This is a genomic window from Castellaniella sp. WN (genome assembly GCF_054457555.1).
Genome location: NZ_JBTKZC010000001.1, coordinates 2,692,859 through 2,718,533, shown reverse-complemented (window position 1 = coordinate 2,718,533; position 25,675 = coordinate 2,692,859). Strand labels below are relative to the sequence as shown.

The 25,675-nt window shown below is 69.1% G+C and carries 28 protein-coding genes; 13 read left to right on the top strand and 15 right to left on the bottom strand.

The window, feature by feature from the left end; genetic code table 11:
* The first annotated feature begins 1 nt into the window (after window position 1).
* Window positions 2–2,659, top strand: a complete 2,658-nt coding sequence (locus tag ACTPOE_RS12880; protein ID WP_458872532.1) for a cation:proton antiporter — start codon at window positions 2–4, stop codon at window positions 2,657–2,659.
* On the opposite strand, the gene ACTPOE_RS12875 is transcribed toward ACTPOE_RS12880, so the two are convergent.
* From ACTPOE_RS12875 to ACTPOE_RS12855, 5 genes are all read right to left on the bottom strand, one after another.
* Window positions 2,643–3,254 carry an SCO family protein gene (locus tag ACTPOE_RS12875; protein ID WP_458872830.1) on the bottom strand — a complete coding sequence of 204 codons (612 nt, stop codon included), beginning with the start codon at window positions 3,252–3,254 and terminating at the stop codon, window positions 2,643–2,645. The genes ACTPOE_RS12880 and ACTPOE_RS12875 overlap by 17 nt on opposite strands.
* Before the next feature lie 88 nt (window positions 3,255–3,342).
* Complete coding sequence (cyoE, locus tag ACTPOE_RS12870; RefSeq protein ID WP_458872531.1) at window positions 3,343–4,251, bottom strand: heme o synthase; 909 nt, start codon at window positions 4,249–4,251, stop codon at window positions 3,343–3,345.
* A 34-nt stretch (window positions 4,252–4,285) separates the two neighbouring features.
* Entirely contained in the window at window positions 4,286–5,353 is a 1,068-nt protein-coding gene (locus ACTPOE_RS12865) for a COX15/CtaA family protein (protein ID WP_458872530.1), read from the bottom strand.
* Window positions 5,353–5,964: an SCO family protein gene (locus tag ACTPOE_RS12860; RefSeq protein WP_458872529.1), complete on the bottom strand. Its 612-nt coding sequence runs from the start codon at window positions 5,962–5,964 to the stop codon at window positions 5,353–5,355. Before ACTPOE_RS12860 ends, ACTPOE_RS12865 begins: the two co-directional genes overlap by 1 nt.
* On the bottom strand, window positions 5,961–6,740 hold the full coding sequence (locus ACTPOE_RS12855; protein ID WP_458872528.1) for an SURF1 family protein: 780 nt from the start codon (window positions 6,738–6,740) through the stop codon (window positions 5,961–5,963). Before ACTPOE_RS12855 ends, ACTPOE_RS12860 begins: the two co-directional genes overlap by 4 nt.
* A 227-nt stretch (window positions 6,741–6,967) precedes the next feature.
* Here ACTPOE_RS12855 and ACTPOE_RS12850 point away from each other — a divergent pair, with 227 nt between their 5' ends.
* The gene (locus ACTPOE_RS12850; protein ID WP_458872527.1) at window positions 6,968–7,192 is read left to right on the top strand and encodes a twin transmembrane helix small protein; all 225 of its coding nucleotides are present in this window, start codon (window positions 6,968–6,970) and stop codon (window positions 7,190–7,192) included.
* 81 nt (window positions 7,193–7,273) lie between these two features.
* On the opposite strand, the gene ACTPOE_RS12845 is transcribed toward ACTPOE_RS12850, so the two are convergent.
* The 5 genes from ACTPOE_RS12845 to coxB all read right to left on the bottom strand — a co-directional run bounded on the left by ACTPOE_RS12845 (window position 7,274) and on the right by coxB (window position 11,350).
* Window positions 7,274–8,149, bottom strand: coding sequence for a cytochrome c oxidase subunit 3 (locus ACTPOE_RS12845; RefSeq protein WP_458872526.1), 876 nt, complete (start codon window positions 8,147–8,149; stop codon window positions 7,274–7,276).
* A 29-nt stretch (window positions 8,150–8,178) separates the two neighbouring features.
* The gene (locus ACTPOE_RS12840; RefSeq protein ID WP_458872525.1) at window positions 8,179–8,373 is read right to left on the bottom strand and encodes a DUF2970 domain-containing protein; all 195 of its coding nucleotides are present in this window, start codon (window positions 8,371–8,373) and stop codon (window positions 8,179–8,181) included.
* The gene (locus ACTPOE_RS12835) at window positions 8,370–8,486 is read right to left on the bottom strand and encodes a cytochrome oxidase small assembly protein (protein WP_325123879.1); all 117 of its coding nucleotides are present in this window, start codon (window positions 8,484–8,486) and stop codon (window positions 8,370–8,372) included. Before ACTPOE_RS12835 ends, ACTPOE_RS12840 begins: the two co-directional genes overlap by 4 nt.
* Window positions 8,487–8,496: 10 nt before the next feature.
* Window positions 8,497–10,107, bottom strand: coding sequence for a cytochrome c oxidase subunit I (ctaD, locus tag ACTPOE_RS12830; RefSeq protein ID WP_458872524.1), 1,611 nt, complete (start codon window positions 10,105–10,107; stop codon window positions 8,497–8,499).
* An 85-nt stretch (window positions 10,108–10,192) separates the two neighbouring features.
* Complete coding sequence (gene coxB / locus ACTPOE_RS12825) at window positions 10,193–11,350, bottom strand: cytochrome c oxidase subunit II (RefSeq protein ID WP_458872523.1); 1,158 nt, start codon at window positions 11,348–11,350, stop codon at window positions 10,193–10,195.
* Window positions 11,351–11,775: 425 nt separating this feature from the next.
* On the opposite strand from coxB, the gene ACTPOE_RS12820 reads away from it, so the two are divergent.
* The 4 genes from ACTPOE_RS12820 to ACTPOE_RS12805 all read left to right on the top strand — a co-directional run bounded on the left by ACTPOE_RS12820 (window position 11,776) and on the right by ACTPOE_RS12805 (window position 15,843).
* Window positions 11,776–12,657, top strand: coding sequence for an NUDIX hydrolase (locus tag ACTPOE_RS12820; protein ID WP_458872522.1), 882 nt, complete (start codon window positions 11,776–11,778; stop codon window positions 12,655–12,657).
* 51 nt (window positions 12,658–12,708) lie between these two features.
* A complete protein-coding gene (locus ACTPOE_RS12815) occupies window positions 12,709–13,329 on the top strand; it encodes a PhaM family polyhydroxyalkanoate granule multifunctional regulatory protein (protein WP_458872521.1) in 621 nt (206 codons plus the stop codon).
* Between the two features lie 74 nt (window positions 13,330–13,403).
* The gene (gene glmU / locus ACTPOE_RS12810; protein ID WP_458872520.1) at window positions 13,404–14,771 is read left to right on the top strand and encodes a bifunctional UDP-N-acetylglucosamine diphosphorylase/glucosamine-1-phosphate N-acetyltransferase GlmU; all 1,368 of its coding nucleotides are present in this window, start codon (window positions 13,404–13,406) and stop codon (window positions 14,769–14,771) included.
* A gap of 16 nt (window positions 14,772–14,787) precedes the next feature.
* The gene (locus ACTPOE_RS12805) at window positions 14,788–15,843 is read left to right on the top strand and encodes a glycosyltransferase family 4 protein (protein ID WP_458872519.1); all 1,056 of its coding nucleotides are present in this window, start codon (window positions 14,788–14,790) and stop codon (window positions 15,841–15,843) included.
* 26 nt (window positions 15,844–15,869) lie between these two features.
* On the opposite strand, the gene ACTPOE_RS12800 is transcribed toward ACTPOE_RS12805, so the two are convergent.
* Window positions 15,870–16,394 (bottom strand): gamma carbonic anhydrase family protein, encoded by a 525-nt coding sequence (locus ACTPOE_RS12800; protein WP_458872518.1) that lies wholly within the window; start codon window positions 16,392–16,394, stop codon window positions 15,870–15,872.
* Window positions 16,395–16,485: 91 nt separating this feature from the next.
* On the opposite strand from ACTPOE_RS12800, the gene waaC reads away from it, so the two are divergent.
* Both waaC and ACTPOE_RS12790 read left to right on the top strand, forming a co-directional pair.
* On the top strand, window positions 16,486–17,490 hold the full coding sequence (gene waaC, locus ACTPOE_RS12795) for a lipopolysaccharide heptosyltransferase I (protein WP_458872517.1): 1,005 nt from the start codon (window positions 16,486–16,488) through the stop codon (window positions 17,488–17,490).
* Window positions 17,491–17,532: 42 nt separating this feature from the next.
* Complete coding sequence (locus ACTPOE_RS12790; protein WP_458872516.1) at window positions 17,533–18,882, top strand: 3-deoxy-D-manno-octulosonic acid transferase; 1,350 nt, start codon at window positions 17,533–17,535, stop codon at window positions 18,880–18,882.
* Between the two features lie 84 nt (window positions 18,883–18,966).
* On the opposite strand, the gene galU is transcribed toward ACTPOE_RS12790, so the two are convergent.
* From galU to ACTPOE_RS12770, 4 genes are read right to left on the bottom strand one after another with little or no spacing between them, the layout of a single operon-like run.
* Window positions 18,967–19,806, bottom strand: coding sequence for a UTP--glucose-1-phosphate uridylyltransferase GalU (gene galU / locus ACTPOE_RS12785; protein ID WP_458872515.1), 840 nt, complete (start codon window positions 19,804–19,806; stop codon window positions 18,967–18,969).
* Window positions 19,806–19,979 (bottom strand): hypothetical protein, encoded by a 174-nt coding sequence (locus ACTPOE_RS12780; RefSeq protein WP_458872514.1) that lies wholly within the window; start codon window positions 19,977–19,979, stop codon window positions 19,806–19,808. The genes galU and ACTPOE_RS12780 overlap by 1 nt, the downstream gene beginning before the upstream one ends.
* A 41-nt stretch (window positions 19,980–20,020) precedes the next feature.
* Window positions 20,021–20,881, bottom strand: coding sequence for a type III pantothenate kinase (locus tag ACTPOE_RS12775; protein ID WP_458872513.1), 861 nt, complete (start codon window positions 20,879–20,881; stop codon window positions 20,021–20,023).
* Entirely contained in the window at window positions 20,878–21,750 is an 873-nt protein-coding gene (locus ACTPOE_RS12770) for a biotin--[acetyl-CoA-carboxylase] ligase (RefSeq protein ID WP_458872512.1), read from the bottom strand. The genes ACTPOE_RS12775 and ACTPOE_RS12770 overlap by 4 nt, the downstream gene beginning before the upstream one ends.
* Window positions 21,751–21,795: 45 nt before the next feature.
* On the opposite strand from ACTPOE_RS12770, the gene ACTPOE_RS12765 reads away from it, so the two are divergent.
* The 5 genes from ACTPOE_RS12765 (at window position 21,796) to ACTPOE_RS12745 (ending at window position 25,561) form a co-directional block, all read left to right on the top strand.
* Window positions 21,796–22,440: an alpha/beta hydrolase gene (locus ACTPOE_RS12765; protein ID WP_458872511.1), complete on the top strand. Its 645-nt coding sequence runs from the start codon at window positions 21,796–21,798 to the stop codon at window positions 22,438–22,440.
* 126 nt (window positions 22,441–22,566) lie between these two features.
* Window positions 22,567–23,805: a D-alanyl-D-alanine carboxypeptidase family protein gene (locus ACTPOE_RS12760; RefSeq protein ID WP_458872510.1), complete on the top strand. Its 1,239-nt coding sequence runs from the start codon at window positions 22,567–22,569 to the stop codon at window positions 23,803–23,805.
* A gap of 7 nt (window positions 23,806–23,812) precedes the next feature.
* Window positions 23,813–24,088, top strand: a complete 276-nt coding sequence (locus ACTPOE_RS12755; protein ID WP_458872509.1) for a DUF493 family protein — start codon at window positions 23,813–23,815, stop codon at window positions 24,086–24,088.
* A gap of 14 nt (window positions 24,089–24,102) precedes the next feature.
* Window positions 24,103–24,804 (top strand): lipoyl(octanoyl) transferase LipB, encoded by a 702-nt coding sequence (gene lipB, locus ACTPOE_RS12750; protein WP_458872508.1) that lies wholly within the window; start codon window positions 24,103–24,105, stop codon window positions 24,802–24,804.
* The gene (locus ACTPOE_RS12745; RefSeq protein WP_458872507.1) at window positions 24,770–25,561 is read left to right on the top strand and encodes an enoyl-CoA hydratase; all 792 of its coding nucleotides are present in this window, start codon (window positions 24,770–24,772) and stop codon (window positions 25,559–25,561) included. Before lipB ends, ACTPOE_RS12745 begins: the two co-directional genes overlap by 35 nt.
* Window positions 25,562–25,675: the final 114 nt, after the last annotated feature.

Below are 25,675 nucleotides of genomic sequence, written 5' to 3'. Positions count from 1 at the left end.
CATGAAAATCGGCCTCTTGGTGTTCGGCCTGGCTGGCCTCCTGGCCCTGGTGTCCTTCATGCCCCCCCTGGCGGGGCGCTTGCGTCTGCCCTATTCCGTGCTGCTGGCCATCGTCGGCTTCGTCCTGGGCGTCGTCATCCATGTGCACGGCTGGGCGCCGGGCGTCGTGGCCGACTTCCTGGACACGTTGCAGCATTTCGAGATTTCATCCGAAACGTTCCTGTTCGTCTTCCTGCCCGTGCTGCTGTTCGAGACCGCGCTGGCGACGAACCTGCGGCGGCTGCTGGACGATATCAGCCCGATCCTGGTGATGGCCATCGTGGCCGTGGTGGTCTGCACCGTGGCGGTCGGCTTTTCGCTGGCGGCAATCTCCACTTACGGGCTGGTGGTCTGTTTGATGCTGGGCGCCATTGTGGCCACCACCGACCCGGTGGCGGTCGTGGGCATCTTCCGCGAGGTCGGCGCGCCGCGCCGCCTCACGACCCTGGTCGAGGGCGAGGCCCTGTTCAATGACGCGGCCTCGATCGCCTTGTATTCGGTGCTGCTCAGCGTCCTGTTCGGCGGCACCACCCCCGCCGTGACGGAGATCTTCCGCGGCTTCACGATCAGTTTCCTGGGCGGCGGTCTGGCCGGCCTGGTCATGGGGCGGTCGGCCATCGAGCTGTTCCGCTGGCTGCGTGGCTGGCCCGCGGCCGAGGTCACGCTGACCGTGGCGCTGGCCTATCTGACTTTCTTCGTCGCGGAGCATTACCTGGGGGTGTCGGGGGTTGTGGCCACCGTGATCGCGGGCCTGGTGGTGGGCTCCAGCGGCCGTACACGCATGTCGCCCACGACCTTCGAACAGCTCGAAGGCGCCTGGGCGCAATTCGGCTTCTGGGCCAATTCCCTGATCTTCCTGTTCGCCGCCATGCTGATCCCGCGCATGATGGCGGAAATCACCTGGATGGAGGTCCTGCTGATCCTGGTCGTGTTCATCGTCACGCTGTGCGCGCGCGCGGTGATCGTCTACGGCCTGCTGCCCCTGCTGGGGCGCCTGCGGCTCAGCACCGAGGTGAGTCCGTCCTATCGGGCCGTGATGCTGCTGGGCGGCCTGCGCGGGGCCGTATCCCTGGCGCTGGCGCTGGCCGTCACGGAACAGCCGGCGGTGCCTCACGAGGCGCGGCAGTTCATCGCCGTGGCCACGACCGGCTTCGTGCTCATGACGCTGTTCATCAACGGCCTGACCCTGCGGCCGCTGATCCACCGGCTGGGGCTGAACCAGCTCTCGCCGGTGGACCGGACGCTGCGCGATCAGGCCCAGGTGGTGGAACTCGAAGCCCTGCGCCTGAAGATCGATGACATCGCCCACAACGAGCACATCGGCGGCGAGGTCCTGGAGCGTCTGCACGCGGTGTTCGACGCCAGCCAGGCCAGCATGGACGCCTCGCAGGTGCATCAGCTGTCCCTGGACCAGAAGGTCGCCGTCGGCATGGGCATGCTGGCGGGCCGCGAGGAAGAGATGTTCTTCGAGACCCTCAAGGCCCAGGTCGTGGACTGGCGTACGGCCGAGTCCCTGCTGGCGCGCGCGGAGCGGCTGGGGGACGCGGTGCGCTCGGGCGGCCTGCGCGGCTTCGAGGCCGCGATCGATGGCGACCTGCGCTATTCGCATTCGCTGCGGCTGGCGCTGCGCCTGCATCACCTGACCGGCTGGCAGGGCTGGCTGGTGCGCGAACTGGCCCAGCGGTTCACGAACCTGATGTGCAAGTGGTCCGTGGCGCGGCGCCTGATCCAGTTCGCCCGGACCGACGTGCAGCCGCTGCTGGGGTCGGAGGTCACGGAAATCATCGTGGCCGCGCATCAGCGCCGCCTGACGCTGCTGGAAGGCGCGTTGCAGGCCCTGGCGCTGCAATATCCAAACTACGCCCAGTATCTCCAGGAAGCCTATCTCGCGCGCATGGCGCGCGCCATGGAGCGCATCCGTTACCGCGACATGCTGGCGCACAACCTCATCAGCGGGGAAACCTATTCCGACCTGATCCAGCAGACGGACGCACGCTGGGGGAAGCTGGAGAAAAGCGGCGTGCTGGACATCACCATGAGCGCGGCGGCACTGGTGCAGCGGGTGTCGATGTTCGAGGGCATGGACGAGAGGACCATGGCGGCCATCCGCCGCGTGCTCAAGCCCCGCCTGGTCGTGCCGGGCCAGGAAATCCCCACCCGCTTCGGGCGCAGCCACGCCATGTATTTCGTGGCTTCGGGCGCTGTGGTCCTGGACCTGCCGGACGGCACCGTGGCCGAGTTGGGCAGCGGCCAGATCTTCGGGGAAATGGCGCTGGCCATGGACCAGGATTTTCAGGCGCGGGCGCGGTCGCTCGGGTACAGTCGCCTGCTGATGCTGCAGGAGCGCGACTTCAAGCGACTGCTGCGGCAGTATCCGATGCTGCGCGAGAAGATCGACCAGATCGTGCGCCAGCGTCTGCGGGCGGTGGAGGTCTGGCGGCAGTTCGAGTCCGGCGAGCGCCAGCACGAACGCCTGCCGGACCTCGGCCGGATCGTGGCGGCGGAAGCGCCGGCCGATGCCGGGGAGTCTCCGGCCTCCGGCGAGGCCGACCCCGCCGGCCTGGAGCCGGACGCGTCTCGTCGAACCGAGGCCGATGCGCCGCCTACAGCAGCAGCTTGATGTCGTGGGCCATGTCCTCGGGCGTCAGGGACGGCCCGAGCAGGGCGCGGGCCTCGCCCTCGCCATCGATCAGGTAGAAGGCCGACGAATGATTCATGGCATAGTGCTCGGGCGTCGGCCCGGGTTCCTTGGCGTAGAAGGCCTTGAAGGAGCGCGCGGTCTTGTCCAGCTGTTCCGGGGTACCCGTCAGGCCGATGAAGGACGGGTCGAAGGCCCGCACGTAGGCGCCCAGGACTTCAGGCGTGTCGCGCGCGGGGTCCACCGAGACCATGATGACGCGCACGTCGCGGGCCTGGTCGCCCAGCAGCTGCATGGCCTGGGCGGCCTGCGCCATGGCGGTGGGGCAGACGTCCGGACATTGCGTGTAGCCGAAGAACACCAGCAGGACCTTGCCCCGGAAGTCCGCCAGCGTGCGCCGCTGGCCCGTGGCGTCGATCATGTCCAGGTCGCGTCCCAACTGGGATCCGGTGATGTCGTTGCCCTCGAAGGGCAGAGGCTCGACCTTCGAGGTGCAGCCCGGCAGGGCCAGGGCGAGGGGCAAGGCGGCGAGGGCGCAGGCCAGGAGCCTGCGGCGGGGGATTGAGAACGGCATGATCCATCATCCAGGTCGGTGAATCGGCCGGGGCGGCGCCGAGGCGCGCGCCCGGGTCGGGGTTCCGCCGGGTCGGACCAGGAGGATTCGTTCAGAGGTTTCCCAGAACCAGGCCGACCCAGTGATCCAGCAGCAGCGCGGCGAACAGCAGCGCCAGATACAGGATCGAATAATGGAACAGTTTACGCGCCCTGGCATCCGAGTAGCTTCGATATAGCGCAAGAGATTGCCACACGAAGCGGCCGCTGAGCAGGCAGGCGGCGGCCAGGTAGGCGGGGCCGCTCATGCGCACGACGTAGGGCATCATGGAAGCCGCGAACAGCGCGATGCTGTAGAGCAGGATGTGCAGCTGGGTGAAATTCTGGCCATGCGTGACCGGCAGCATGGGCAGGCCGGATTTTTCGTAGTCGTGGTGGCGGTACAGGGCCAGCGCCCAGAAGTGGGGTGGCGTCCAGATGAAGATGATCAGCACCAGCAGCCAGGCCTCGGCCGGCACGGCGTCGGCCATGGCGGCCCAGCCCAGGGCCGGCGGCATCGCGCCCGACAGGCCACCGATGACGATGTTCTGCGGCGTGAGGGGCTTCAGGATGGCGGTGTAGATCAGGGCGTAGCCGACGAAGCTGGCGAAGGTCAGCCACATGGTCAGCGCATTGACCTGGGTGTGCAGGATCCACATGCCGGCGCCGCCCAGGATCCCGGCCATCAGCAGGACCTGATGGCTGCCGATCTGGCCGGAGGCCGTGCCGCGCCGCGCCGTGCGCAGCATGCGCGCGTCGGTTTCGCGTTCGACCAGGCAGTTGATGGAAAAGGCGGCCGCCGACAGCAGCCAGATGCCCACCGTGGCGCTCAGCGCCAGCCAGGGGTCGGGCAGGCCCGGCGTGGCCAGGAACATGCCGATCACCGCGCAGAATACGGCCAGCTGCGTGACGCGCGGCTTGGTCAGCGCCAGGTACTGGCGCAGCAGGGAAGGAGATCGGCGGGTGGCGGCGGCGGTGGTCATGTTGGCATTCTAGGCGCTTCGGGGCGCGCCGCGACTAATGGGTTTCCCTGCCCCGGGCGTGTGCGCCGGCCCGGGACAGGCGCCACAGCAGCGTGACGCCCACCAGGACCAGGCCGGCGGCTCCGCCGTTGTGCATCACCGCGATCAACAGGGGCCACTGGAAGAAGATCGTGGTCAGTCCGGTCAGCAGTTGCAGGGCCAGCAGGGCCAGCAGCAGGCGCGCCGGGCCGGCCAGGCCGGGCGTGCGGCGCCAGCGCCAGGCCAGGACGCCCAGCAGGGCAATGACGAGGAAGGCGAAGTTGCGGTGGGTCCAGTGGATGGCGGTGAGCGCGTCCTGGGAGATGATCTCGCCGGACGAAACCTGCCCCAGTCCGCGCAGCAGGGCGTAGCCCTCGCGGAAATCCATGGGCGGCAGCCAGGCACCGTGACAGGTGGGGAAATCCATGCAGGCCAGGGCCGCGTAATTGGTGCTGACCCAGCCGCCCAGGGCGATCTGCAGGAACAGCACGGCCAGCCCCAGGATCATCCAAGCGCGGCCGGCGCCCGGATCGTCGGGGACGGGGGCGTGGGCCTTTTCGCGGGCGGCCAGCCAGGTCATCAGGGCCAGCAGGCCCATGCCCAGCACCAGGTGCGTGGTCACCACCAGCGGCATCAGCCGGTGGGTGACGGTCCAGGCGCCGAAGGCGCCCTGAACGCATACCATGACCAGCACGCCGCCGGCCAGCGCCGGGCTGCGTCCAGGCTGGCGGCGCAGGCGCCAGGCGCATACGGCGATGGCGATGATCATCATGCCCAGGACGGCGCCCGCGTAGCGGTGGATCATCTCGATCCAGGCCTTGAAGGCGCTGACCGGGCCGTAGGGCATGGCCTCCAGGGCGGCGCGGATATGGTCTCCGGCGCCCAGGGGGCTGAGATGGCCGTAGCAGCCGGGCCAGTCGGGGCAGCCCAGGCCGGAATCGGTCAGGCGCACGAAGGCGCCGAACATGATCAGGTCCAGCGTCAGGAACCAGGCCAGGAACACCAGTTTGCGGTAACGCGGGAGTAGGCGCGGCCGGGACTGATCGGGTCCGACGGCGGAAGGGGCGGCGGCCGGGCGGTTCATCAGCCGATCCGCGAGTTCTTCAGCAGCGTGCGGATGTCGTCGCGCACGGCCTCGGGCTGTTGCGCGTCGGGGAAGCGCATCATCAGATGGCCCAGAGGGTCTACGATCCAGAGGCCACGCGACAGGGCGGCGTCGGGGTCAGCGGCGTCGGGGGCCAGCCAGGCCGCCAGTCGGGCGGGATCGGCGCGCAGGACGTGCGTGCCGGCATAAGCCTCTCCGACCACGGGGGCGGGAGGCGCGTCGTCGGTGATGAGCCAGACGCGCTCCAGCCGGTCGACTTCCTTGCCTTGGCTGGCGTGTGAGTTGCGCAGCACGAACAGTCCGCGCACGCAGGATTCCGGGCAGGTGCCTGGGCCCGTGCTGATCAGCAGCCACTGGCCTTTGAGCTGGTTCAGGTCATAGGGACGGCCCTGAACGTCCCGCAGGGCCAGATCGCCGGGGATGGGACGTTGCGGCTCGATGATCTGGCCGTAGCGCGTGCGCGTCTCGGGGCGCAGGCCCAGGGATGGCACGTAGTAGGCCAGCAGGGCGAACGCCACCGGAGCCAGGCAGACCAGCAGGATGGCGATGAGGGGACGGATGGAGCGGGGGCGGGCGGGGGCGGTCGTCATGCGTGCGGGGAAGGTGAGGAACGGCGCAGGGCGCGCCAGGCCATGATGCCGGCCGCGATCAGCGCGATCGCGGCGAAGCTGAACCATTGCAGGGCGTAATTGTAGTTCTGGCCGGCGCTCGTCGAGGGGCCGGGCCAGTCCTGGATCAAACCCGCGTCCTGCGTGGGCGCCTGCCGCAGCACGACCGGCAGCAGGTCCAGGCCGGTGGCCGCCGCCAGAGCGTCCAGCGGCAGGTTCTGCACGCGCGGCGGAATGCCGTCGGCGGCGGGGAAAGGCCTGGGCAGGTTCGTGTCGGCCCGGCCCGTCAGGCTGCCCAGGTCGAACAGGCGGGGCACCCGATGCAGCAGCGTGCCCTGGACCAGGACGGTACCGGGGGGGGCCTCCAGGTCCGGTAGCGAGGCGGGCGGCAGCGGGCGGGCCGTCCAGCCGCGCAGCACCAGCACGGCGGTGCCCGGACTGTCCCGCAGTTCCAGCGGGGTTGCCACCCACAGGCCGGGCCGACCTTTGAGGTTGCGATTGTCCAGGAGTACAGTAAACGGGTTGAGCCAGTGTCCGCGGACGCTGGCCGGATGCCAGTCGGGACCGTCGCGGTGCCGCGCGTCCAGCATCCGGGTTGGCGCCCTTTGGCCCGCCTCGATGGCGGCCAGCAGCGCTTCGCGTTCATGAGCGCGGCGCAACTGCCATTGGCCGGCGCCGATGCAGGCCGTCCCCAGCAGCACCAGCAGGACCAGGGCCAGGACGGCCTTCGTGCGGGTTGCGGGTTGCGGCGGGATCATACGTTGTTTACATCCAGTGTCATGGATCGGGAGTTCATGAATATGAAAAAGATGTCGGAATCGCTGTCGGGCCAGGCGCAAACCGCGGGGATAGCCGATGCTATCACGGGGATTTGCAACGATGCATGGCGGCGATCATCGGCGTTTTCATGAAATGAATTTCCAATCCATGACACCAGCATTCTGTTTGAATGGGTCAAACAGGATGCTGGTTGCGGGGGATATCCATGAAGATTCTGATCGTCGTGTTGTTCCTGGGGGTGCTGGTCAGCCTGGGGTCCGCCATGAAGTATCTGATGCAGGACCGGGGCCGTACCGACCGGATGGCCTGGGCCCTGACATGGCGGGTGGGCTTGTCGATCCTGTTGTTCCTATTCCTGCTGCTGGCGCATGCACTGGGGTGGATCGACGCGACCGGGCTGCAGGTTGGCGCGGGCCCGGGCATGGGATAGTCCCCGCGGCCTGTGCCATGCCAGGTGAATCCAGGCGCCCCGCGGGGCGCTTGGCGGTTGCGGCAACCCCCCGAGGATCGGCTACAGCCAGTACACGAAGATGTACAGGCCCAGCCAGACCACGTCCACGAAGTGCCAGTACCAGGCGGCGCCCTCGAAGCCGAAGTGGTGGTCGGCGGTGAAGTGGCCGCGCACCAGGCGGAACCAGATCACGGTCAGCATGGTGGCGCCCAGGATCACGTGGAAGCCGTGGAAGCCGGTCAGCATGTAGAACAGCGCGCCGTAGGCGCCCGAGGTGAAGCGCAGGTTCAGTTCAGTGTAGGCGTGGTGGTATTCGTAGGCCTGGCAGGCGACGAAAGTGAAGCCCAGGACCACCGTCAGACCCAGCCAGAAAATCGCCCTGGATCGATGCGCCGCGCGCAGGGCGTGGTGGGCGATGGTCAGGGTGACACCGGAGGACAGCAGCAGCGCGGTGTTGATGGTGGGCAGCCAGAACGGCCCCACGGTCCGGAAGGGCGCGATGGTGCCGGCCGGGCCCTGGTTCGGCCAGGTGCCGCTGAAGCCCGGCCATAGCAGCGTCTGGGTGTCCAGATTGCTCAGCCACGGCGTGGTGACTTCGCGGGTATACCACAGCGAGCCGAAGAAGGCCGAGAAGAACATGACCTCGGAGAAGATGAACCAGGCCATGCTCCAGCGGTAGGAATGGTCGATGCGCTGGCTGTTCAGGCCGCCTTCGGACTCGCGGATGGCGTCGCCGAACCAGCCGTAGAGCACGACGAACATGCTCAGGATGCCGGCCAGGCAGAGCCAGGGACCGATCGCATAGCTGTTGACCCACAGGGCCGCGCCGATCAGGGTGGCCAGCATGCTCAGGCTGGCCCGGATCGGGTGGACCGAATCCGGCGGGACATAGTAGTAGGGCGCCTCGCCGGTGTGGGCCATCTGGGCTGTCGTCATCGTTGTCTCTCCTCTGGATCTTCCGTCTTCTAGGCCGTCGCCAGGCGCACGGCCAGTATCAGCAGCAATACGAACACCGCCCCGCTGAGCAGGCCCGCCGCGATCAGGTGCGACGGGCGCAAGTGCGACAGGTCCTCGTCGTGGCCGGAGCGCTTGCGCAGCCCCAGGAACGCCCAGGCGACCGTGCGCATGGAGCGCAGGAAGGTGTTGCGTGGTTCCGTCATGACACGACCCCGTACAGGTTGGCGCGCACGAAGGTCCAGACCAGGATGGCCACGGCGAACAGGGCCAGGATCCATCCGGTGCGGCGATTGCGGCGGCGTTGTTCAGGGGTCATGTCGCGCATCTCAGTGGCTGGCCTCGTATTGGGGCGGCGTCACGAAGGTATGGTAGGGAGCGGGCGAGGGCACCGTCCATTCCAGGCCTTCGGCGCCTTCCCAGGGGCTGGCGGCCGCCGGGGCCCCGTGGCCGCGGAACGCCTTGATCACGATGTAGGCGAACAGCAGCTGCGACAGGCCGAACCAGTAGGCGCCGATCGTGGCGATCTGGTGGAAGTCGGTGAACTGGGCGGCGTAGTCCGCGTAGCGGCGCGGCATGCCGGCCAGACCGAGGAAGTGCATCGGGAAGAAGGTGATGTTGAACGAGATCATCGTCATCCAGAAGTGCCACTTGCCGAGGCGCTCGTCGTACATGTGGCCGCACCATTTCGGCAGCCAGTAATAGGTGGCGCCGAACAGGGCGAACAGCGAGCCGGCCACCAGCACGTAGTGGAAGTGCGCCACCACGTAGTAGGTGTCCTGGAGCTGGATGTCGATCGGGGCGATGGCCACCACCAGCCCGGTGAAGCCGCCGATGACGAACACGAAGATGAAGCCCACGGCCCACAGCATCGGGGTCTCGAAGGTCATGGAGCCGCGCCACATGGTCGCCGTCCAGTTGAAGACCTTGACCCCGGTGGGGATGGAGATCAGCATCGTGCCGTACATGAAGAACAGCTGGGCGGTGACCGGCATGCCGGTGGTGAACATGTGGTGCGCCCACACCAGGAAGGACAGGATGGCGATGGCGCAGATGGCATACACCATCGATGCGTAGCCGAACAGCCGCTTGCGGGCGAAGGTCGGGATGATTTGCGACACGATCCCGAAGGCCGGCAGGATCATGATGTAGACCTCGGGGTGGCCGAAGAACCAGAACACGTGCTGGTAAAGCACCGGGTCGCCGCCGCCGGCGGCGTTGAAGAAGTGCGTGCCGAAGTGGCGGTCGGTCAGCAGCATGGTGACGGCGGCGGCCAGTACCGGCATCACGGCCAGCAGCAGGTAGGCCGTGACCAGCCAGGACCAGCAGAACAGCGGCATCTTCATCAGGCTCATGCCGGGCGCGCGCATGTTCAGGATGGTGACGATGATGTTGATCGCGCCCATGATCGAGGAGGCGCCCAGGATGTGCACGGCGAAGATCGCGAAGTCCATGCCCGGGCCCATCTGCAGCGACAGCGGCGCGTACATGGTCCAGCCCGAGGCGTTCGCCCCGCCCGGCACGAAGAACGAGGTCGTCAGCAGGATCGCGCCCACCGGCAGCAGCCAGAAGCTGAAGTTGTTCATGCGCGCGAATGCCATGTCGGACGCGCCGATCTGCAGCGGGATCATCCAGTTGGCGAAGCCCACGAAGGCGGGCATGATCGCGCCGAAGATCATGATCAGCCCGTGCATGGTGGTGAACTGGTTGAACAGTTCCGGCTGGAAGAACTGGATGCCGGGCTCGAACAGTTCCGTGCGCAGCAGCAGGGCGAGCGTGCCGCCCTCCAGCAGCATGCAGAACGAGAAGATCAGGTACATCGTGCCGATGTCCTTGTGATTCGTCGCGAACACCCAGCGCCGCCAGCCGCGCGGGACGTGGTGGGCGTGTTCGTCATGCCCGGCATGGGGCGGGATGTGGTCGACCGTGACGCTGCTCATTGGATGCCTCCTTCCTGGAGCGCGCCGCCATCCGGGCGGCGCGAGGAAATTTTGTGTGAATTCGCCATGTGGGTTGCGGTCCGGATCAGCGCAGGGCCTTGACATCCGAGGGCTGGACGACGGGGTCCTGGCCCTTGCCGGTATTGTCCCAGGTGTTGCGCGTATAGGTGATGACCGAGGCGATCTGGGTGTCGCTGAGCTGGTCGCGGAATGCGGCCATCGCCGTGCCCGGATGCCCGTTCAGGACCGTGAGGATCTGGTCTTTCATCGGCCCCAGCACGAACTTGTCCCCGTTCAGGGCCGGGAATGTGCCCGGGATTCCCTGGCCATTGGCCTGGTGGCAGGCCACGCAGGTGGTGGAGAAGACCTGCTTGCCCTTGGCGACCAGGTCATCCTTGGACCAGGTCTTGTTCGGGTCCTCGGCGGCGGCCGCCATCGCGGACTTCTGCTGTTCGGCCCACTGGGTGTAGTCCTGCTGGGACTTCACTTCGACCACGATCGGCATGTAGGCGTGGTTCTTGCCGCAGAGCTCGGCGCACTGGCCGCGATAGATGCCGGGTTTCTCGGCGCGGAACCAGGTGTCGCGCAGGAAGCCCGGAACGGCGTCCTGCTTGACGCCGAATTCGGGCACCATCCAGGAGTGGATCACGTCGGCGGCCGTCAGCACGATACGGACCTTCTGGTTGGCCGGCACCACCAGGGGCTGGTCGACTTCCATCAGGTAGGTGTTGCCGATGGGCGCCTTGCCGTCGAGCTGCTCTTGCGGCGTGGACAGGTTCGACAGGAAGCGCACGCCCGCCGCCGGCCCGTCGAGGTATTCATACCCCCACTTCCACTGATAGCCGGTGACCTTTACGGTCAGGTCGGCACTGGTGGTGTCCTTCATGGCGACCACGGTGCGGGTGGCCGGAATGGCCATGCCGACGATGATCAGAAAGGGAATCACCGTCCAGGTGAGCTCCAGGCCGAGATGTTCCTCGAATTTGGCGGCTTTGTAGCCCCTGGACTTGCGGTGGCGGACGATGGAATACAGCATGACGCCGAAGACGCCGATGAAGATCAGCGTACAGATGATCAGGATCGTCCAGTGCAGGGAGTAGATTTCCCGGGAAATGGGGGTGACGCCCGCCGTGACGTTCAATTGATTGACCGCCGGACCTCCCGGCATGTCCTGAACCTTTGCTCCTGCGGCTGCCGCCCACGATAGCGCGATCATGCCCAACGACCCTCTGAACATCTTCATGTTGTCCCTTTGTTGGCGTGTATTTTTTCAGAGCGGGTTGATTTTCGTCAAAGAAGAGCGAGAGAACAACCGGGCCCTGCATACATGGATGGATCGCCAGGTCGTAAAATAAGTCGCGGTAGCTGCGGCCTGGGTACCCTTATAAACCTGAAGGGATTATAGCCACTGGTCACGGCTTGTGCAGGCCGGTTCATGTTCTGTTCATCGGCTTTTCCGGGTTTCCACCAATCCCCGCCTCTCGCAGGTATCCGTGGATTCATATCAGGCACGGCACATCTCCAGCCGCGGCATCTCTCCACGTCGCGCCTTGCAAGGCGCTCCGATTCGATCGGCAGGGCATCTCCAGCCCGCGGCATCTCTCCACGTCGCGCCTTGCAAGGCGCTCCGATTCGATCGGCACGGGACAGTCCGCGGGGGACTGTCCCGTGTCCGATCTCATCCACTACAATCCCCGGATGGATTCTTTTTCAGCGGCCTTTGTCTCGGACGACCTCCAGGCGCGCAGTGCGCGCCTGGTCCGCCGCGCTCAGCAATTGCCGCCCGCGGGCGCCCGACCGGCCACCGTCGCGGGTCGTGTCGGGGGCTGGATCGGCCCGGCCGCGCTGGCGGCCGTCGCCGGCCTGCCGGGCGTCCACGTCGAACCCGAAGCCGTGCATTTCACCGCCGCGCCCGCCGCGCGGCTGAACCTCGACGCCGTGTTGCGCGGCGTGGCGCTGGCTCTGCGGGACGCGGGCTGCATCCGCGCCTGGCGCGACGAACTGCTGGACGTCATGGCCGAAGGCCGGCCGCTGGGGCGCATCGAACGCGGCGCCGTGCGGCCCCTGGGCTTGCTGACGCAGGCCGTTCACCTGAATGGCTGGTCTCCGGACGGACGCCTGTGGGTGGCGCGCCGCGCCCTGAACAAATCCACCGATCCTGGCCTGTGGGACACCTTGGCGGGCGGCCTGGTCGCCGCGGGCGAGGATCCTGAATCCGCGCTGTTGCGCGAAACCCTGGAAGAAGCCGGCCTGCCGGCCGTGGCGCTGGCCGCCCATGGACCGCTGCGCACGGTGCTGCGCATGCACCGCCGCCTGGACGACGGCTACCAGGTCGAGAACGTTCTGCTCAGCGATTGCGTGCTGGACGCGGGCGCCGCGCCCCGGAACATGGACGGCGAGGTCCTCGAATTCCGCTGCCTGGCGATGGCGGAACTGTGGGATATGATCATCCATGGCGCCTTCACGCTGGAGGCCGAGTTGTCCATCCTGGATTCGCTGCGGCACCGCTTGTTGGCCGCTTCCGGCGGGGCGGCCGTTGCGCGGGCGTGAACAGATCCTGATTCAATCATCCCGGCATGGTGCCGGCGGAGGCAATCCATCATGGCGCAAGACTCCACCAATCCTTTCGTGCTGCCCGGTTTCGGCCAGCAGGGCGAGGCCGCCCGCAATCCGCTGTTCGCCGGCCTGGACATGATGCGCCAGGCCTGGCAGAACATGGCGGGCGCCAGCGGCCTGGATACCGCGCAACTCACGCCGATGTCGCTGGAAGACCTCGACAGGCGCATCCGCGAACTGCAGACGGTGCAGAACTGGCTGCAGTTGAACGCCACGATGCTGGCCAACACCATCCAGGGTCTGGAAATCCAGCGCAGCACCCTGAGCACTCTGAAATCCTTCGCCGGCGGCGCTTTTCCGGGCGCCGGGGCGACCGCCGATTCCGCCGGGCAGGCGGATGCGGCCGGCGCGGAGTACGCCCGCGCGGCGGGCGACTGGTGGAACCTGGTGCAGCAGCAGTTCGAGCAACTGGCGACCGCGACCGCCGCAGGCCTGCAGGGCATGGCCGATTCCGCCGAGCAGGCGGCGGCCCCCGCCGCGAAGCGTGCGGCTCCCGCCCGCCAGAAGCCGGCCACCGCCGCCCGCCAGAAGCCGGCCGCCGCCGCGCGCAAGGCGCCGGCCGGGAAATCCGCGGCCAAGAAGACCGCCCGACGGTCCCGCGCCTAAGGCTCGTCCACCCTCATCCCCCGGGCCCGGCCCATGTGGCCGGGCCCTTCGATTCCACACCCACGCGTCTTTTCATGCTGAACATCATCATTCTGGCCGCCGGCCTGGGCAAGCGCATGCAGTCCGACCTGCCCAAGGTCCTGCATCCGATCGCCGGCAAGCCCATGCTGGCCCATGTCCTGGATTCGGCGCGCGCTCTGTCGCCCGACCGGATCGTGGTCGTCACCGGCCATGGGGCTGAACGGGTCCAGGCGGCCTTCACGGAGCAGGACCTGTACTTCGCCCTGCAGCAGCCCCAGCTGGGCACCGGCCATGCCGTGATGCAGGCTCTGCCGCGGTTGCTTGAGGGTGGCGCGGACGATGTCAGTCTGGTGCTGTACGGCGACGTGCCGTTGGTACGCGCGGAAACCCTGCGGGCACTGCTCCGGGCGCGTGGCGAGGGCCTGGCGCTGCTGACCGAGACCCTGGACGATCCCGCCGGCTATGGGCGCATCGTGCGCGACGGCCAGGGCCGCATCCGCCGCATCGTCGAGCACAAGGACGCCGGCCCCGCCGAACTCGCCATCCGCGAGGTCAACACCGGCATCCTGGCCGCGCCCACGGCGGCGCTGCGCGATTGGCTGGGCCGCATCGACAACCGCAACGCCCAGGGCGAATACTATCTGACGGATGTCGTCGGCCTGGCTGTCGCCGACGGTATGCCGGTGTCGCATGCCCAGCCATCGGCGGACTGGGAAACGCTGGGGGTCAACAGCCGCGTCCAGCAGGCCCGGCTCGAACGGATCTGGCAGGGCGAGCAGGCCCGCGTGCTGCTGGAACAGGGCGTCACGCTGGCGGATCCGGCGCGTTTCGACCTGCGCGGCTCGCTCGCCTGCGGACGCGACGTCTTCATCGACGTGGGCTGCGTCTTCGAGGGCGAGGTCCACCTGGCCGACGGCGTGCGCATCGGGCCGCATTGCTTGATCCGCGACGCGCGCATCGGGGCGGGGTCGGTGCTGGATGCCTATACCCACATCGAGGGTGCCCGGGTGGCCGAGGCGGCCCGGATCGGGCCTTATGCCCGCCTGCGGCCGGGGGCCGACATCGGCCCGGACGCCCACGTCGGCAATTTCGTCGAGCTGAAGAAGACCCGCCTGGGGCGGGGGTCCAAGGCCAATCATCTGGCCTACCTGGGCGACGCCGAGATCGGCGAGCGCGTCAATGTCGGCGCGGGCACCATCACCTGCAACTATGACGGCGTCAACAAGTTCCGGACGGTCATCGAGGACGATGTCTTCATCGGTTCCGATACCCAATTGGTCGCGCCCGTGCGGGTGGGCAAGGGCGCCACGCTGGGCGCGGGCACGACGCTGACGCGGGACGCGCCCGCGGGCGAGCTCACCCTGTCGCGCGCGCGACAGCAGTCCGTGCCGGGCTGGAAACGGCCGACGCGCAAGCCGTGACGCCGCCGGGGGCGCCATGCGCATCCTGCACCTGAACCTGGAAAAAGGCTGGCGGGGCGGCGAACGCCAGACCCTGCTGACCCTGCGCGGTTTGCGCGCGGGCGGCCACGAGGTCGCCCTGGCGGCGCGCGCGGGCGGGCCGCTGGCCGAGTGCGCCGCCGCCGAGGGCATCCCGGTGTTAGGCTGCGGCGGCGCCCTGGGTCTGGCGCGCGTCCTGCTGACGGCGGGCTGGCGCTACGACGTGCTGCATGCGCAGACGGCCCAGGTCATGAGCCTGCTGGCGGTGTTGCGGCCAGTGTTGCGGCCCGTGCTGGTGTTCACGCGCCGCACGGCGTTCGACGCGCCGGATGCGGCGGCCCGCCGCCGCTGGAAATGGGCGCGCGCCGACGCGCTGGTGGCGATCAGCGAGGCCGCGGCGGCGGCTCCCAGGGCCTTGGGCCTGCCCGTGACCGTCATTCCCAGCGCGGTCGAGGCCGCGCCGGCCGATCCCGAAGGGATGCGCGACCTGCGGGCGCGCTTCGGCCTGGAGGGGCGGCGCGTGCTGGTCACGGCGGCGGCCCTCAGCCCGGAAAAGGACCCGCTCACCCTGATCGAGGCGGTCGGGTTTCTGCGCCGCGACCACCCGGACGTGCTGTGCCTGCATTGCGGCGCGGACGGCGCGGCGGCCAGCGCGGCGCGCGCGCGCGTGGCGGAACTGGGCCTGGAGGATCATTACCGGTTCGCGGGTTTCCAGTCCCACGTGGCCGATGCGCTGGCGCTGGCCGAAGTCTATGTCAGCAGCTCGCGCTTCGAGGCTCTGGGCACCAGCGTGCTGGATGCCTGCCTGGCCGGCCTGCCGGTGGTGGCCACGGATGTCGGCGGCCATCGCGAGATCCTGGCGCCCGACCGGGGCCTGCTGGCGCCGGCGGGCGATGCCGAGACCCTGGCGCGTCGCCTGGCCTGGGTGCTGGATCACCCGCGGGCCGCCCGGAACATGGGCGAGCGGGCGCGGGCGATGACGGCGCGGGAATACGCCGTGCCGGCGATGGTGGCGCGTTACGAAAGCCTGTATCGCGGCCTGCTGCGGGCGTAGCGCTTCGTAAGGCCACGCCAGTCACGTCATGGGAGCGGACGCAGCGTTTCGCGGTACTGCCGCCCGCGCTCGGCGTAATGGCGGGCGCTGTCTTCCAGGCCGGCGACTTCCTCGTCGCTGAGGGTGCGCACCGCCTTGGCCGGCGAGCCCAGGATCAGGGATCGTTCCGGGAAGGTCTTGCCTTCGGTGACCAGCGCGCCGGCGCCGACCAGGCTGTGGCGACCGATCACGGCGCCGTTCAGGACGACGGCCTGGATGCCGATCAGCGCGCCATCCTCCACCGTGCAGCCGTGCAGCATGGCCTGGTGGCCCACGGTGACGTTGCGGCCGACGCGCAGCGGTTTGCCGGCGTCCACGTGCAGCACGGCGCCTTCCTGGATGCTGGTGTTTTCGCCGACGACGATGGGCTCGTTGTCGGCGCGGATCACGGCGCCGGGCCAGACGCTGGCGCCGGTCCGCAGCGTGACGGCGCCGATCAGGGTGGCCTCGGCCGCCACGAAGGCGGACGGATCGATGTGCGGGGTCAGGTCCCCCAGGGCGTAACAGGTCATCGGCGGTCTCCGGGTCGGCATGGGCGGCGGGGTGTCGTTTCGATGGTAGCACGCCCGTTCGGACGGCATGGGCCGGCCCTATAATCGCGCCATGACGACCCGCATCCTCATCGTACGAACGTCCTCGCTCGGGGACCTGGTGCACATGCTGCCCGCCATCAGCGACATCGCCCGACACGTGCCGGACGCGTGGATCGACTGGCTGGCCGAGGAATCCTTCGCTGAAATCCCGTCCTGGCATCCGGCCGTGCACGAGGTCATTCCGGTCGCGCACCGGCGCTGGCGCAGGCACTGGTGGGCGGCCGACACCCGCCGCGAGCGCGCCGCCCTGCGCGCCACCCTGGGCGTGCGCCGCTACGACGTCGTCCTGGACATGCAGGCCCTGATGAAATCGATCTGGCTGGTCCGCCAGGCGCGCGGCGTGCGCCACGGGCTGGACTGGAAGTCCGCGCGCGAGCCGCTGGCCTCGCTGTTCTACGACGTGCGCCACCGGGTGGAGTTCTGGCAGCCGGCCATCATCCGCCAGCGGACCCTGGCGGCGGCCGTGTTCGGTTACGCGGTCGAAGGCCCGCCGGATTTCGGCTTGCGCGCCCTGACCGAAGGGGTGGCGATCGAACCGGCCGCCCTGGTCATGCCCTCGGCCAGCCGCGACGACAAGCTCTGGCCGGACGCCGACTGGCGGCAGGTCTTCGACGACCTGCAGGGGCGCGGCCTGGCGCTGCGGCTGCTGGCCGGCAACGAGGCCGAGCAGGCGCGCGCGCGGGAGCTGATCCGGGGGCGGGCGGACGCGGTCGTTCTGCCCCGCATGGGCCTGCGCCAGGTGGCGGATCAGCTCGCCCGGGCGCGGATCATGGTGGGCCTGGACAGCGGCCTGACGCACCTGAGCGCCGGCCTGGGTCGTCCCACCATCGGCATCTACAAGGCCTCGACTCCGGTGCGCACGCCGCTGCAGGGGGCGGCCTACACCGCCAGCCTGGGCGAACGCGGCCAGGCGCCCGACGCCGGCCGCGTGCGTGCCGCCATCGCCGAAGCCCTGGACGAGGCCCGCGCCGACCCGCCCAGGATGGGTTCTCCCGTCCCTGTGGACGGGGCCTGAGGTGGGCGGCGTGCCGGGTGCGGCCCGGTCGCCCGGGAACGCATGATGCGCGGGCTCTATTCCCTGTCGTTGCGGATCCTGTCCCCTCTGCTGCTGGGCTGGATGGCCCTGCGTGCCCGCCGCGCGGGTGGCCAGTGGTCGGTGATGGGCGTGGCGCGTTTCGGCCGTTACGGGCGGGCCGCGAGCGATCCCGGCGCGGTCTGGATCCATGCGGTCAGCCTGGGCGAGACCCGGGCCGCGCTCCCGCTGATCCGGGTTCTGCTGGATCGCGGGCACCGGGTGCTGTTGACGCACCTGACGGCCACCGGACGGGCCGAAGGCCGCCGTGCTTACGCGGCGGAGCTGGCTTCCGGACAATTGCGCCAGGACTGGCTGCCTTATGACTTTCCGGGAGCGACGCGCCGCTTCATGCTCCATCACCGCCCTGCGGTCGGGGTCCTGATCGAACGCGAGGTCTGGCCCAACCTGGTGCATGCCGCCGAGCGCGCCGGGGTGCCGCTGGTGCTGGCCAGCGCCCGCATGTCGGAAGCCTCGCTGCGCGTCACGCTGCGGCTGGGCGCGCTGCTGCGGCCTGCCTATGGCGCGCTGGCGCGCACCTATGCCCAGTCTCTGGCGGACGCCCGGCGGTTGGAGCGGGCCGGCGCCCGGCAGGTCGTCGTGTCGGGCAATTTCAAGTTCGACCTGCGGCTCGATCGCGAGCGGATGGACCGGGGCACCGGGTTCGCCGCCCGGTTGGGCCGGCGGATCGTGGTCGTCGCCAGCACCCGCGAAGGCGAGGACGCGCCTTTCATCGAGGCCATTCGCCACGAGGTCGAGCAGCGGCATGCCCGGGGCGACGACCCCGAACGGCCGCTGCTGTTCATCCTGGTGCCGCGCCATCCGGAGCGCTTCGATGCCGCCGCCGGCCTGCTGCGGGCCGCCGGCCTGCCCCACGTGCGGCGCAGCCGACTGCTGGACCTGGGCGACGACGGCAGCGCGGCCGTCGAGGCGTGCCGGGACGCCGCCGTGATCCTGGGCGACACGCTGGGCGAGATGGCCTGGTACTACGCCTGCGCGCAGGTGGCGATCGTGGGCGGCAGCTTCGCTTCTCTGGGAGGGCAGAACTTCATCGAGGCCAGCGCCCAGGGGCGGCCGGTCCTGGTGGGGCCGCACACGGCTCACTTCGAACAGGCGGTCGGCGACGCCCTGGCCGCCGGTGCCATCGCCCAGGCGGCCGATCCGGCCCAGGCCGTGCGCCAGGCCCTGCGTTGGCTGGACGACCCGGCCGGCCTGATCCGCATGGGCGAGGCCGCCCGCGACTGGGTCCGGCGGCATGCCGGCGCCGTGGCGCGCGTGGCCGACGGGATCGAGGACTTGCTGGCGCGGGCGCCGCGGCGTCCGCCCGGGACCTAAGGGCGGGGTCCGGCCTCCCCGCCGGAATGCCCGATGCTTGAGAATGCCGGAGCGTGCGCGCCGGCCAGGCGGGGCTTCGGAGGATCAGGCCGGTTCCAGACCGTGGTATTTCTTGCCCAGCGCGAGCGTCGCCTGAAAGAAGCCTTCCTTGCTGCCGCAATCGTAGCGGATCCCGTCGTAGCGGTGTGCCAGCACGCGGCGCTGCTTGAGCAGGTCGGCGATGGCGTCCGTGAGCTGGATTTCGCTGCCGACCCCGGCCCGGGTGCGGCGCAGGTGATCGAAGATCTCGGGCTCCAGGATATACCGTCCTACGACGGCCTGATTCGAGGGCGCGTCCCGCGGTTCGGGCTTTTCCACGATCTGGTCCACCCGTGTGTTGCGCGGGTCGATGACCGTGCCGGCGATCATGCCGTACTTGCGGGAATCGGCCGGATCGATGGTCTGGATGGCGAGCACGCTGCCATCGTGCTGGTGGGCGGCGTCCACCAGCTGGCGCGTGACGGAGGTGCCGGCGTCCAGCAGGTCGTCGGCCAGCAGCACGGCGAAGGGTTCGTTGCCGACGATGGGTTCGGCGCACAGCACGGCGTGGCCCAGCCCCAGCGGCTGGGCCTGGCGGGTGTAGATGCAGTGAACGTGTGGCGGCAGGATCGTGCGGATCGTTTCCAGCAGGGCCTGCTTGCCCTTGGATTCCAGTTCGGCCTCGAGTTCGGGCATGCGGTCGAAGTGGTCCTCGATCGCCCGCTTGTGGCGGCCCGTGACGAAGATCAGTTCCGTGATGCCCGCGGCCAGGGCTTCTTCGACGGCGTACTGGATCAGCGGCTTGTCGATGACCGGCAGCATTTCCTTGGGCATGGCCTTGGTGGCCGGCAGGAAACGGGTGCCCAGGCCCGCGACGGGGAAGACGGCTTTGCGGATCGGTTTCATCAGGGGGTGGCGGGGGGAGGGATGGGCACGCCCAGGGTCAGGGCCTGCTGGTTGCGCTGCGACAGCGGTCTGGGTGTGCGCCCCTGTTCGGCCGGCGGCGGGCCGAAGAAGCCCTGTCCGTAGGCCAGCAGCGCCAGGTTGGCGATGACGGCGAGGGTCAGCAGGAAACGCATGCGTCGGCCCGGATGAAAAGAAGGGAACACGCGCCAGTATATCAGCGGGTTTCCGGGCGGGCGGCGGGCGCGGCGAGGGAGGGGACAGGGACCGCCAGGCTGGCCAGTCCGTCCAGGACGGGGCTGTCCAGCCAGCGCGGCGGCTCCGCCTCCGCGCGGTCGGGTGCGGCGCGTTCCAGCGCCGCCCGCAGTTCCCCCTGGACGCGGGGCCAGTCTCCGCCGCTGACGAACAGCAGCGGCCGTGCGCCGGGATAGGCGTCGGCGGCCAGCCGCCGCTGGCGCAGCAGCGCGCCGGCCTGGGCGGCGGCGATGCCGCTGACGATGGCGGCGTCGGTGTCGATCGGAAAATCGGCGAGTTCGCCCCGGGCGAGGGGCAGGTCGGCAGTGCCCTGGGACAGACTGCGGGCCATGAGGGCCGCCCCCGGCAGGATCAGTCCGCCGATGAAGGCGGCCCGGCGTGTGCCATCGGGCCTTGCCTGCCAGGCCAGGGTGTCGATCGTGGTGGCGGTGCCGAAGCTGGCCAGGATGCAGGGGCCGCCTGCTTTCCAGGCCGGCTCGTCACGGACGTGCCGCAGCAGGCCCAGCAGACCCAGCCAGCGGTCGGCGCCCAGACGGGCCGGCTGGCGGTAGCCGTTCAGCAGCTGGTCGTGTCCATCGCGGGCATCGTGCCAGCGCACGGGCAGGTCCCAGGCGATACGGCAGACGTGTTCCAGGGTGTCGCGCACGCCGCCGCCGGCGACGTTGGATCCCAGGATGCGCTGTGGCGTGAAGCCCAGGCGGGCGGCCAGGCCGGGCAGCTCAGCATGTTCCAGGATCAGGGGCGCGGCATCGCGCCGGGATGCGCCCGGGGCCAGCCAGGAGATCTTGACCCGGGTGTTGCCGGCGTCGATCAGCAGGATCATCGCTGCAGCCGCACGGAGATTTCACCCACTGAAATGGGCTGGACGCCGTCGGCGTTGCGCAGCAGCAGGCGGCCGTCAGCGTCGATACCGCAGGCCACCCCCGTGTGCCGCAGGTGGCCGCCGTCGAGCACGTCCAGCACGCGGCCCGACAGGCCATCGACTTCCGCGTAGCGGGCGGGCAGGTCGGCGAAGCCCCGGGCGGTGGCGTGGTTCAGGGCATCGTACCAGGACCGGGCGGCGCAGGCGGCCAGATCGGCGGCCGTGGCGCGTGCGGCGACGGGATCGTCGGCCGCGACCCCGGCCCAGTCGGCGATGCGACGGTCCAGCGACTGCGACAGGGCGCGGGCGTCTTCCAGGTTCAGACCCATGCCGATGATGATCAGGTGGTGGTCGGCGGCCTGGGCGGTACCCGAGCGGGTGGACTCGATCAGGATGCCGGCCAGCTTGGCCTGATCCCAGAGCAGGTCGTTGGGCCACTTCATGGTCAGGCGCGGGCTGTGGCGGGCGCCGAGGCGCATGCGCAGGGCCTGGCAAGTCGCCATGCCGATCAGGGGGGCCAGGGTCGGCAGCTGGCGGGCCGGCAGGAAGACGTCGAAGGCGCAGGAGAACATCAGGTTGGCGCCGATGCGGTTTTGCCAGGTGCGACCGGCGCGTCCGCGACCCTGGGACTGCAGATGCGTGCCCAGCAGCCAGGGGCGGTCCGGCGGCCCTCCGGCGCGGCGCGCGCGTTCCAGCAGGTCGGCGTTGGTCGAGCCGGTCTGTTCGATCCAGTCCACCTGGCGGAATTGCGGCAGGGCCTCGCGCAGGGCGCCGGCCATGGCCTCCGGAGGCGGCAGGACGCGGGCGGGATCGGGGGGGGGGCCGGTCATATGGGTAGAATGAGGTCTGGAGCAGACAGGAGAATCCGCTCAGCCATGAGTTTACGCACAGAACAAGCCGCATGCCAGGGGCCGGCGGGTCTGATCGAGTACACCGCGGACCACCCGGAGGACGAGCCGTCCGGCTGGGCGCTGGTGCTGCATCCGCACCCGCTGCATGGGGGCACCCGTGACAACAAGATCGTCACCACGGTATCGCGCGCCTGCGTGCAGCATGGGCTGCTGGCCATCCGCCCCAATTTCCGGGGCGTGGGCGCCTCGGCGGGCGTATTCGACCGGGCGGTCGGCGAAACGGCCGACATGGTGTCCGTCGTCGAGCACGTCTTCCAGGCCTGGCCGCGTGCGGCTTCCGGGCCCTGGGTGCTGGCGGGTTTCTCGTTCGGGTCGGCGGTGGCCGCGCAGTTGTACGCCGACCTGGCCGACCGGGGCCTGCCGCTGCCGGCCCGCCTGATGCTGATCGGCTGCGCGGTGGAACGCTTCCGCCACCGGCCCCTGTCCATGCCGCCCGACACGCTCATGATCCACGGAGAGCACGACGAGGTCGTGCCCCTGTCCGAAGGCATGGACTTCGCCCGGGCGCATCAACTGCCCATGACGGTCGTGCCGGACGCGGGCCATTTCTTCCATGGCAAGCTGCTGATCCTGCGCCGGGTCGTCCAGTTCGGGCTGGCGGGGCTCTGACGGCTGGGGCACGCCGTTTCAGTTGCTTGCGTTTTGTCTCGAATTGGCCGGGCCGCGCGGGCATGGCGATTTTTGCGCTGCCTATAATGGGCGCTTGTCGCTCATTACCCAATCTTTCCGCCGCTCATGCCCATGAATGTCTTTTCGCCGCTCCTCCGTCGTTCCCGTCTGGCACCCCTGACGCTGGCCTGCTCGCTGCTGGTGTCCGGCGCGGCCTGGTCCCAGGCGGCGCCCGCGCCCGCCGCCACGCCCGCGGCCGCACAGGCTCCGGCCGGGGTCGGCATGGTCAGCAGCCTGTCCAGCATTCCCGCCCCGACCCTGGGCGCCAAAGCGTGGCTGACCCTGGACGCCACCAGTGGCCAGATCATCGCGGCCCAGAACCCCCAGGAAGCCGTCGAGCCGGCGTCCCTGACCAAGCTGATGTCCGCCTACGTGATCTTCGAGGCGCTGGAAAGCGGCCGACTGAAGCTTGACCAGAAGGTCCGCATTTCCGAGAAGGCCTGGAAGACCGAGGGTTCGCGCATGTTCGTCAATCCGAACACGGACGTGTCGGTGGACGACCTGCTGCAGGGCATGCTGGTGCAATCGGGCAACGACGCCACCGTGGCGCTGGCCGAGGCTGTCGCCGGCAGCGAATCGGCCTTCGCCGCGCTCATGAACCAGCAGGCCAAGGCCCTGGGCATGAAGCACACGCATTTCACGAACGCTCCCGGCCTGCCCGACCCCGATCACATGACCACGGTCGAGGACCTGGCGATCCTGGCGCGCGCGCTGGTCCAGCGATTCCCGCAATACCGGCACTACGACAGCCAGAAGGAATTCACCTACAACAACATCAAGCAGAGCAACCGCAACCGCCTGCTGTGGGCCGATTCCACCGTCGATGGCCTGAAGACCGGCCACACCCAGTCCGCGGGTTACTGTTTGGTAGCCACGGCGTTGCGCGACGGTCGGCGCGTCGTGTCGGTGCTGGTGGGCGCGGCCAGCGACGCCGCCCGCACCGAAAGCAGCCTGAAGCTGCTGAACTGGAGCTTCAAGAACTTCGACACGGTCAAGCTGCTGGACAAGGGCAAGCCGGCCGTGTCCGCGCGGGTCTGGGAAGGCGCGACCGAGACCGCCGAGCTGGGCCTGTCCGATGCCCTGTGGGTGACGGTGCCGCGCGGCCGCGCCGACGATATCAAGACCGAGGCCCGCTATACCCAGCCGCTGATGGCGCCCCTGACCGAGGGCGCCCAGGCCGGGACGCTGCTGATCAGCCTGGACGGCAAGGAACTGGACCGGCGGCCGCTGCGGGTGCTGCATTCGGTGGACGAGGCCGGGTTCTTCGGCCGACTGCTGGACAAGATCCGCCTGATGTTCGAATAATGACGGCATGAAACCGATTCGTCCCGAAGACTCCCTGATCGTCTACCCCTGTGACTTTCCGATCAAGGTCATGGGGCGCGCGCACGACGATTTCACACGCGCCATGGCCGAGGTGGCGCTCGGTTTCGATCCCGCCTTCGACCCCGCGACCATCGAAATCCGTCCCAGTTCCAGCGGCAATTACCTGGGCCTGACCCTGACGGTGCGCGTCACTTCGCGCGAGCGGCTGGATGACCTGTACCGCGCCCTGCATGGGCACGCGATGGTGTCCGTGGTGCTGTAGGCGCGGTACCGGCCATGGTCATGCAGGCGCGCTGGCTGGACCGCCCCGCTCCCTACCTGCCGGTCTGGCAGGCCATGCGGGATTTCACCGAAGGGCGCGGCGACGGCACGCCCGATGAACTCTGGCTGGTGGAGCACGCGCCTGTCTACACCCTGGGCCAGGCCGGCAAGCCGGAACATATCCTGAACCCGCACGGCATCCCGGTGGTGCATTGCAACCGGGGCGGCCAGGTCACCTACCACGGGCCGGGCCAGGTCGTGCTCTACACCCTGGTGGACTTGCGCCGCCAGGGGGTCTTCGTCCGGGAATTCGTCGCACTGCTCGAGCAATCCGTGCTGGACCTGCTGGCCGGGCTGGGCGTGAAAGGCGCCTGCCGCAAGCCCGGTGCTCCCGGTATCTACGTGCCCCAGTCGGCGCTGCGTCAGCCCCGGGGAGACGCCCTGGCCAAGATCGCGGCGCTGGGGGTCAAGATCCGCAATGGCCGCGCCTATCATGGCGTGGCCCTGAATGTCGCCATGGACCTGGAGCCCTTCCTGGGCATCAACCCCTGCGGCTACGAGGGCCTGCAGACGGTCGATCTGCGGGCCTGTGGCATCGAGGCCGACCCGGTCGCGACCGGAGACCGGCTGGCGGAGATTTTTTCGACGGCCTGGACGACCGCCGGCAATCAAGGAGATTCTCATGACGCAAGCCCCGATGGATCTGGTGCTGGATGATCGCCGCGACGGCGTCCTGACGCTGGCGCTGAACCGGCCCGACCAGTTCAATGCACTGTCCGAGGAGATGCTGGCGGCGCTGCAGACGCGTTTCGACGCCTGCCGGGACGACCCGGACCTGCGGGTCGTCGTGCTGGCCGCCACTGGCCGTGCCTTCTGCGCCGGCCATGATCTGAAGCAGATGCGCGGTCATGCGGGCGATCGGGACTACTATCGCGACCTGTTCGGGCGCTGCGGCCGGCTGATGCAGTCCATCGCGCGCTGTCCCGTGCCGGTCATCGCGCGGGTCCACGGCACGGCGACCGCCGCCGGCTGTCAACTGGTGGCCAGCTGCGATCTGGCGGTGGCCGCCGAAAGCGCGCGGCTGGCCGTGTCCGGCATCAATGTCGGCCTGTTCTGCGCCACGCCGGCCGTGGCGCTGACGCGCAACGTACCCTTGAAGCATGCCTTCGAAATGCTGGTGACGGGCCAGTTCATCAGCGCCCGCCAGGCCGCCGAGCGCGGGCTGGTCAATCACGCCGTGCCGGACGCGGACCTGGACCGGGCCGTGCAAGGGCTGGTCGACGCCATCCTGGCCAAGAGTCCGGTGGCGGTGCGCGCCGGCAAGGCCATGGTCTACCGGCAACTGGGCCTGCCGCTGGACCAGGCTTACGACTACGCGGCCGGCGTCATGGCGGAGAACATGCTGGCCGAGGACGCGGGCGAGGGCATCGACGCCTTCATGCGGAAGCGTCCGCCGCAATGGCGGGGTCGCTGAGTGCGCTCGACCGGGCACTCGATTGAGCCGTCACCACCACGTTCTACGCCGTCCACCCGTCACACCGGTACCTGGCGCACAGGATCTTCGTGCTTCTGGATTTTCAGGTAGAGA

Excerpts from the sequence above, each read along its gene's own strand:
- ACTPOE_RS12880 (WP_458872532.1), top strand. The coding sequence starts at position 2 with ATGAAAATCGGCCTCTTGGTGTTCGGCCTGGCTGGCCTCCTGGCCCTG.
- cyoE (WP_458872531.1), bottom strand. The coding sequence starts at position 4,251 with ATGACCACCGCCGCCGCCACCCGCCGATCTCCTTCCCTGCTGCGCCAG.
- ACTPOE_RS12865 (WP_458872530.1), bottom strand. The coding sequence starts at position 5,353 with ATGAACCGCCCGGCCGCCGCCCCTTCCGCCGTCGGACCCGATCAGTCC.
- ACTPOE_RS12860 (WP_458872529.1), bottom strand. The coding sequence starts at position 5,964 with ATGACGACCGCCCCCGCCCGCCCCCGCTCCATCCGTCCCCTCATCGCC.
- ACTPOE_RS12855 (WP_458872528.1), bottom strand. The coding sequence starts at position 6,740 with ATGATCCCGCCGCAACCCGCAACCCGCACGAAGGCCGTCCTGGCCCTG.
- ACTPOE_RS12850 (WP_458872527.1), top strand. The coding sequence starts at position 6,968 with ATGAAGATTCTGATCGTCGTGTTGTTCCTGGGGGTGCTGGTCAGCCTG.
- ACTPOE_RS12845 (WP_458872526.1), bottom strand. The coding sequence starts at position 8,149 with ATGACGACAGCCCAGATGGCCCACACCGGCGAGGCGCCCTACTACTAT.
- ACTPOE_RS12840 (WP_458872525.1), bottom strand. The coding sequence starts at position 8,373 with ATGACGGAACCACGCAACACCTTCCTGCGCTCCATGCGCACGGTCGCC.
- ACTPOE_RS12835 (WP_325123879.1), bottom strand. The coding sequence starts at position 8,486 with ATGACCCCTGAACAACGCCGCCGCAATCGCCGCACCGGATGGATCCTG.
- ctaD (WP_458872524.1), bottom strand. The coding sequence starts at position 10,107 with ATGAGCAGCGTCACGGTCGACCACATCCCGCCCCATGCCGGGCATGAC.
- coxB (WP_458872523.1), bottom strand. The coding sequence starts at position 11,350 with ATGAAGATGTTCAGAGGGTCGTTGGGCATGATCGCGCTATCGTGGGCG.
- ACTPOE_RS12815 (WP_458872521.1), top strand. The coding sequence starts at position 12,709 with ATGGCGCAAGACTCCACCAATCCTTTCGTGCTGCCCGGTTTCGGCCAG.
- glmU (WP_458872520.1), top strand. The coding sequence starts at position 13,404 with ATGCTGAACATCATCATTCTGGCCGCCGGCCTGGGCAAGCGCATGCAG.
- ACTPOE_RS12805 (WP_458872519.1), top strand. The coding sequence starts at position 14,788 with ATGCGCATCCTGCACCTGAACCTGGAAAAAGGCTGGCGGGGCGGCGAA.
- ACTPOE_RS12800 (WP_458872518.1), bottom strand. The coding sequence starts at position 16,394 with ATGACCTGTTACGCCCTGGGGGACCTGACCCCGCACATCGATCCGTCC.
- waaC (WP_458872517.1), top strand. The coding sequence starts at position 16,486 with ATGACGACCCGCATCCTCATCGTACGAACGTCCTCGCTCGGGGACCTG.
- ACTPOE_RS12790 (WP_458872516.1), top strand. The coding sequence starts at position 17,533 with ATGATGCGCGGGCTCTATTCCCTGTCGTTGCGGATCCTGTCCCCTCTG.
- galU (WP_458872515.1), bottom strand. The coding sequence starts at position 19,806 with ATGAAACCGATCCGCAAAGCCGTCTTCCCCGTCGCGGGCCTGGGCACC.
- ACTPOE_RS12780 (WP_458872514.1), bottom strand. The coding sequence starts at position 19,979 with ATGCGTTTCCTGCTGACCCTCGCCGTCATCGCCAACCTGGCGCTGCTG.
- ACTPOE_RS12775 (WP_458872513.1), bottom strand. The coding sequence starts at position 20,881 with ATGATCCTGCTGATCGACGCCGGCAACACCCGGGTCAAGATCTCCTGG.
- ACTPOE_RS12770 (WP_458872512.1), bottom strand. The coding sequence starts at position 21,750 with ATGACCGGCCCCCCCCCCGATCCCGCCCGCGTCCTGCCGCCTCCGGAG.
- ACTPOE_RS12765 (WP_458872511.1), top strand. The coding sequence starts at position 21,796 with ATGAGTTTACGCACAGAACAAGCCGCATGCCAGGGGCCGGCGGGTCTG.
- ACTPOE_RS12760 (WP_458872510.1), top strand. The coding sequence starts at position 22,567 with ATGCCCATGAATGTCTTTTCGCCGCTCCTCCGTCGTTCCCGTCTGGCA.
- ACTPOE_RS12755 (WP_458872509.1), top strand. The coding sequence starts at position 23,813 with ATGAAACCGATTCGTCCCGAAGACTCCCTGATCGTCTACCCCTGTGAC.
- lipB (WP_458872508.1), top strand. The coding sequence starts at position 24,103 with ATGGTCATGCAGGCGCGCTGGCTGGACCGCCCCGCTCCCTACCTGCCG.
- ACTPOE_RS12745 (WP_458872507.1), top strand. The coding sequence starts at position 24,770 with ATGACGCAAGCCCCGATGGATCTGGTGCTGGATGATCGCCGCGACGGC.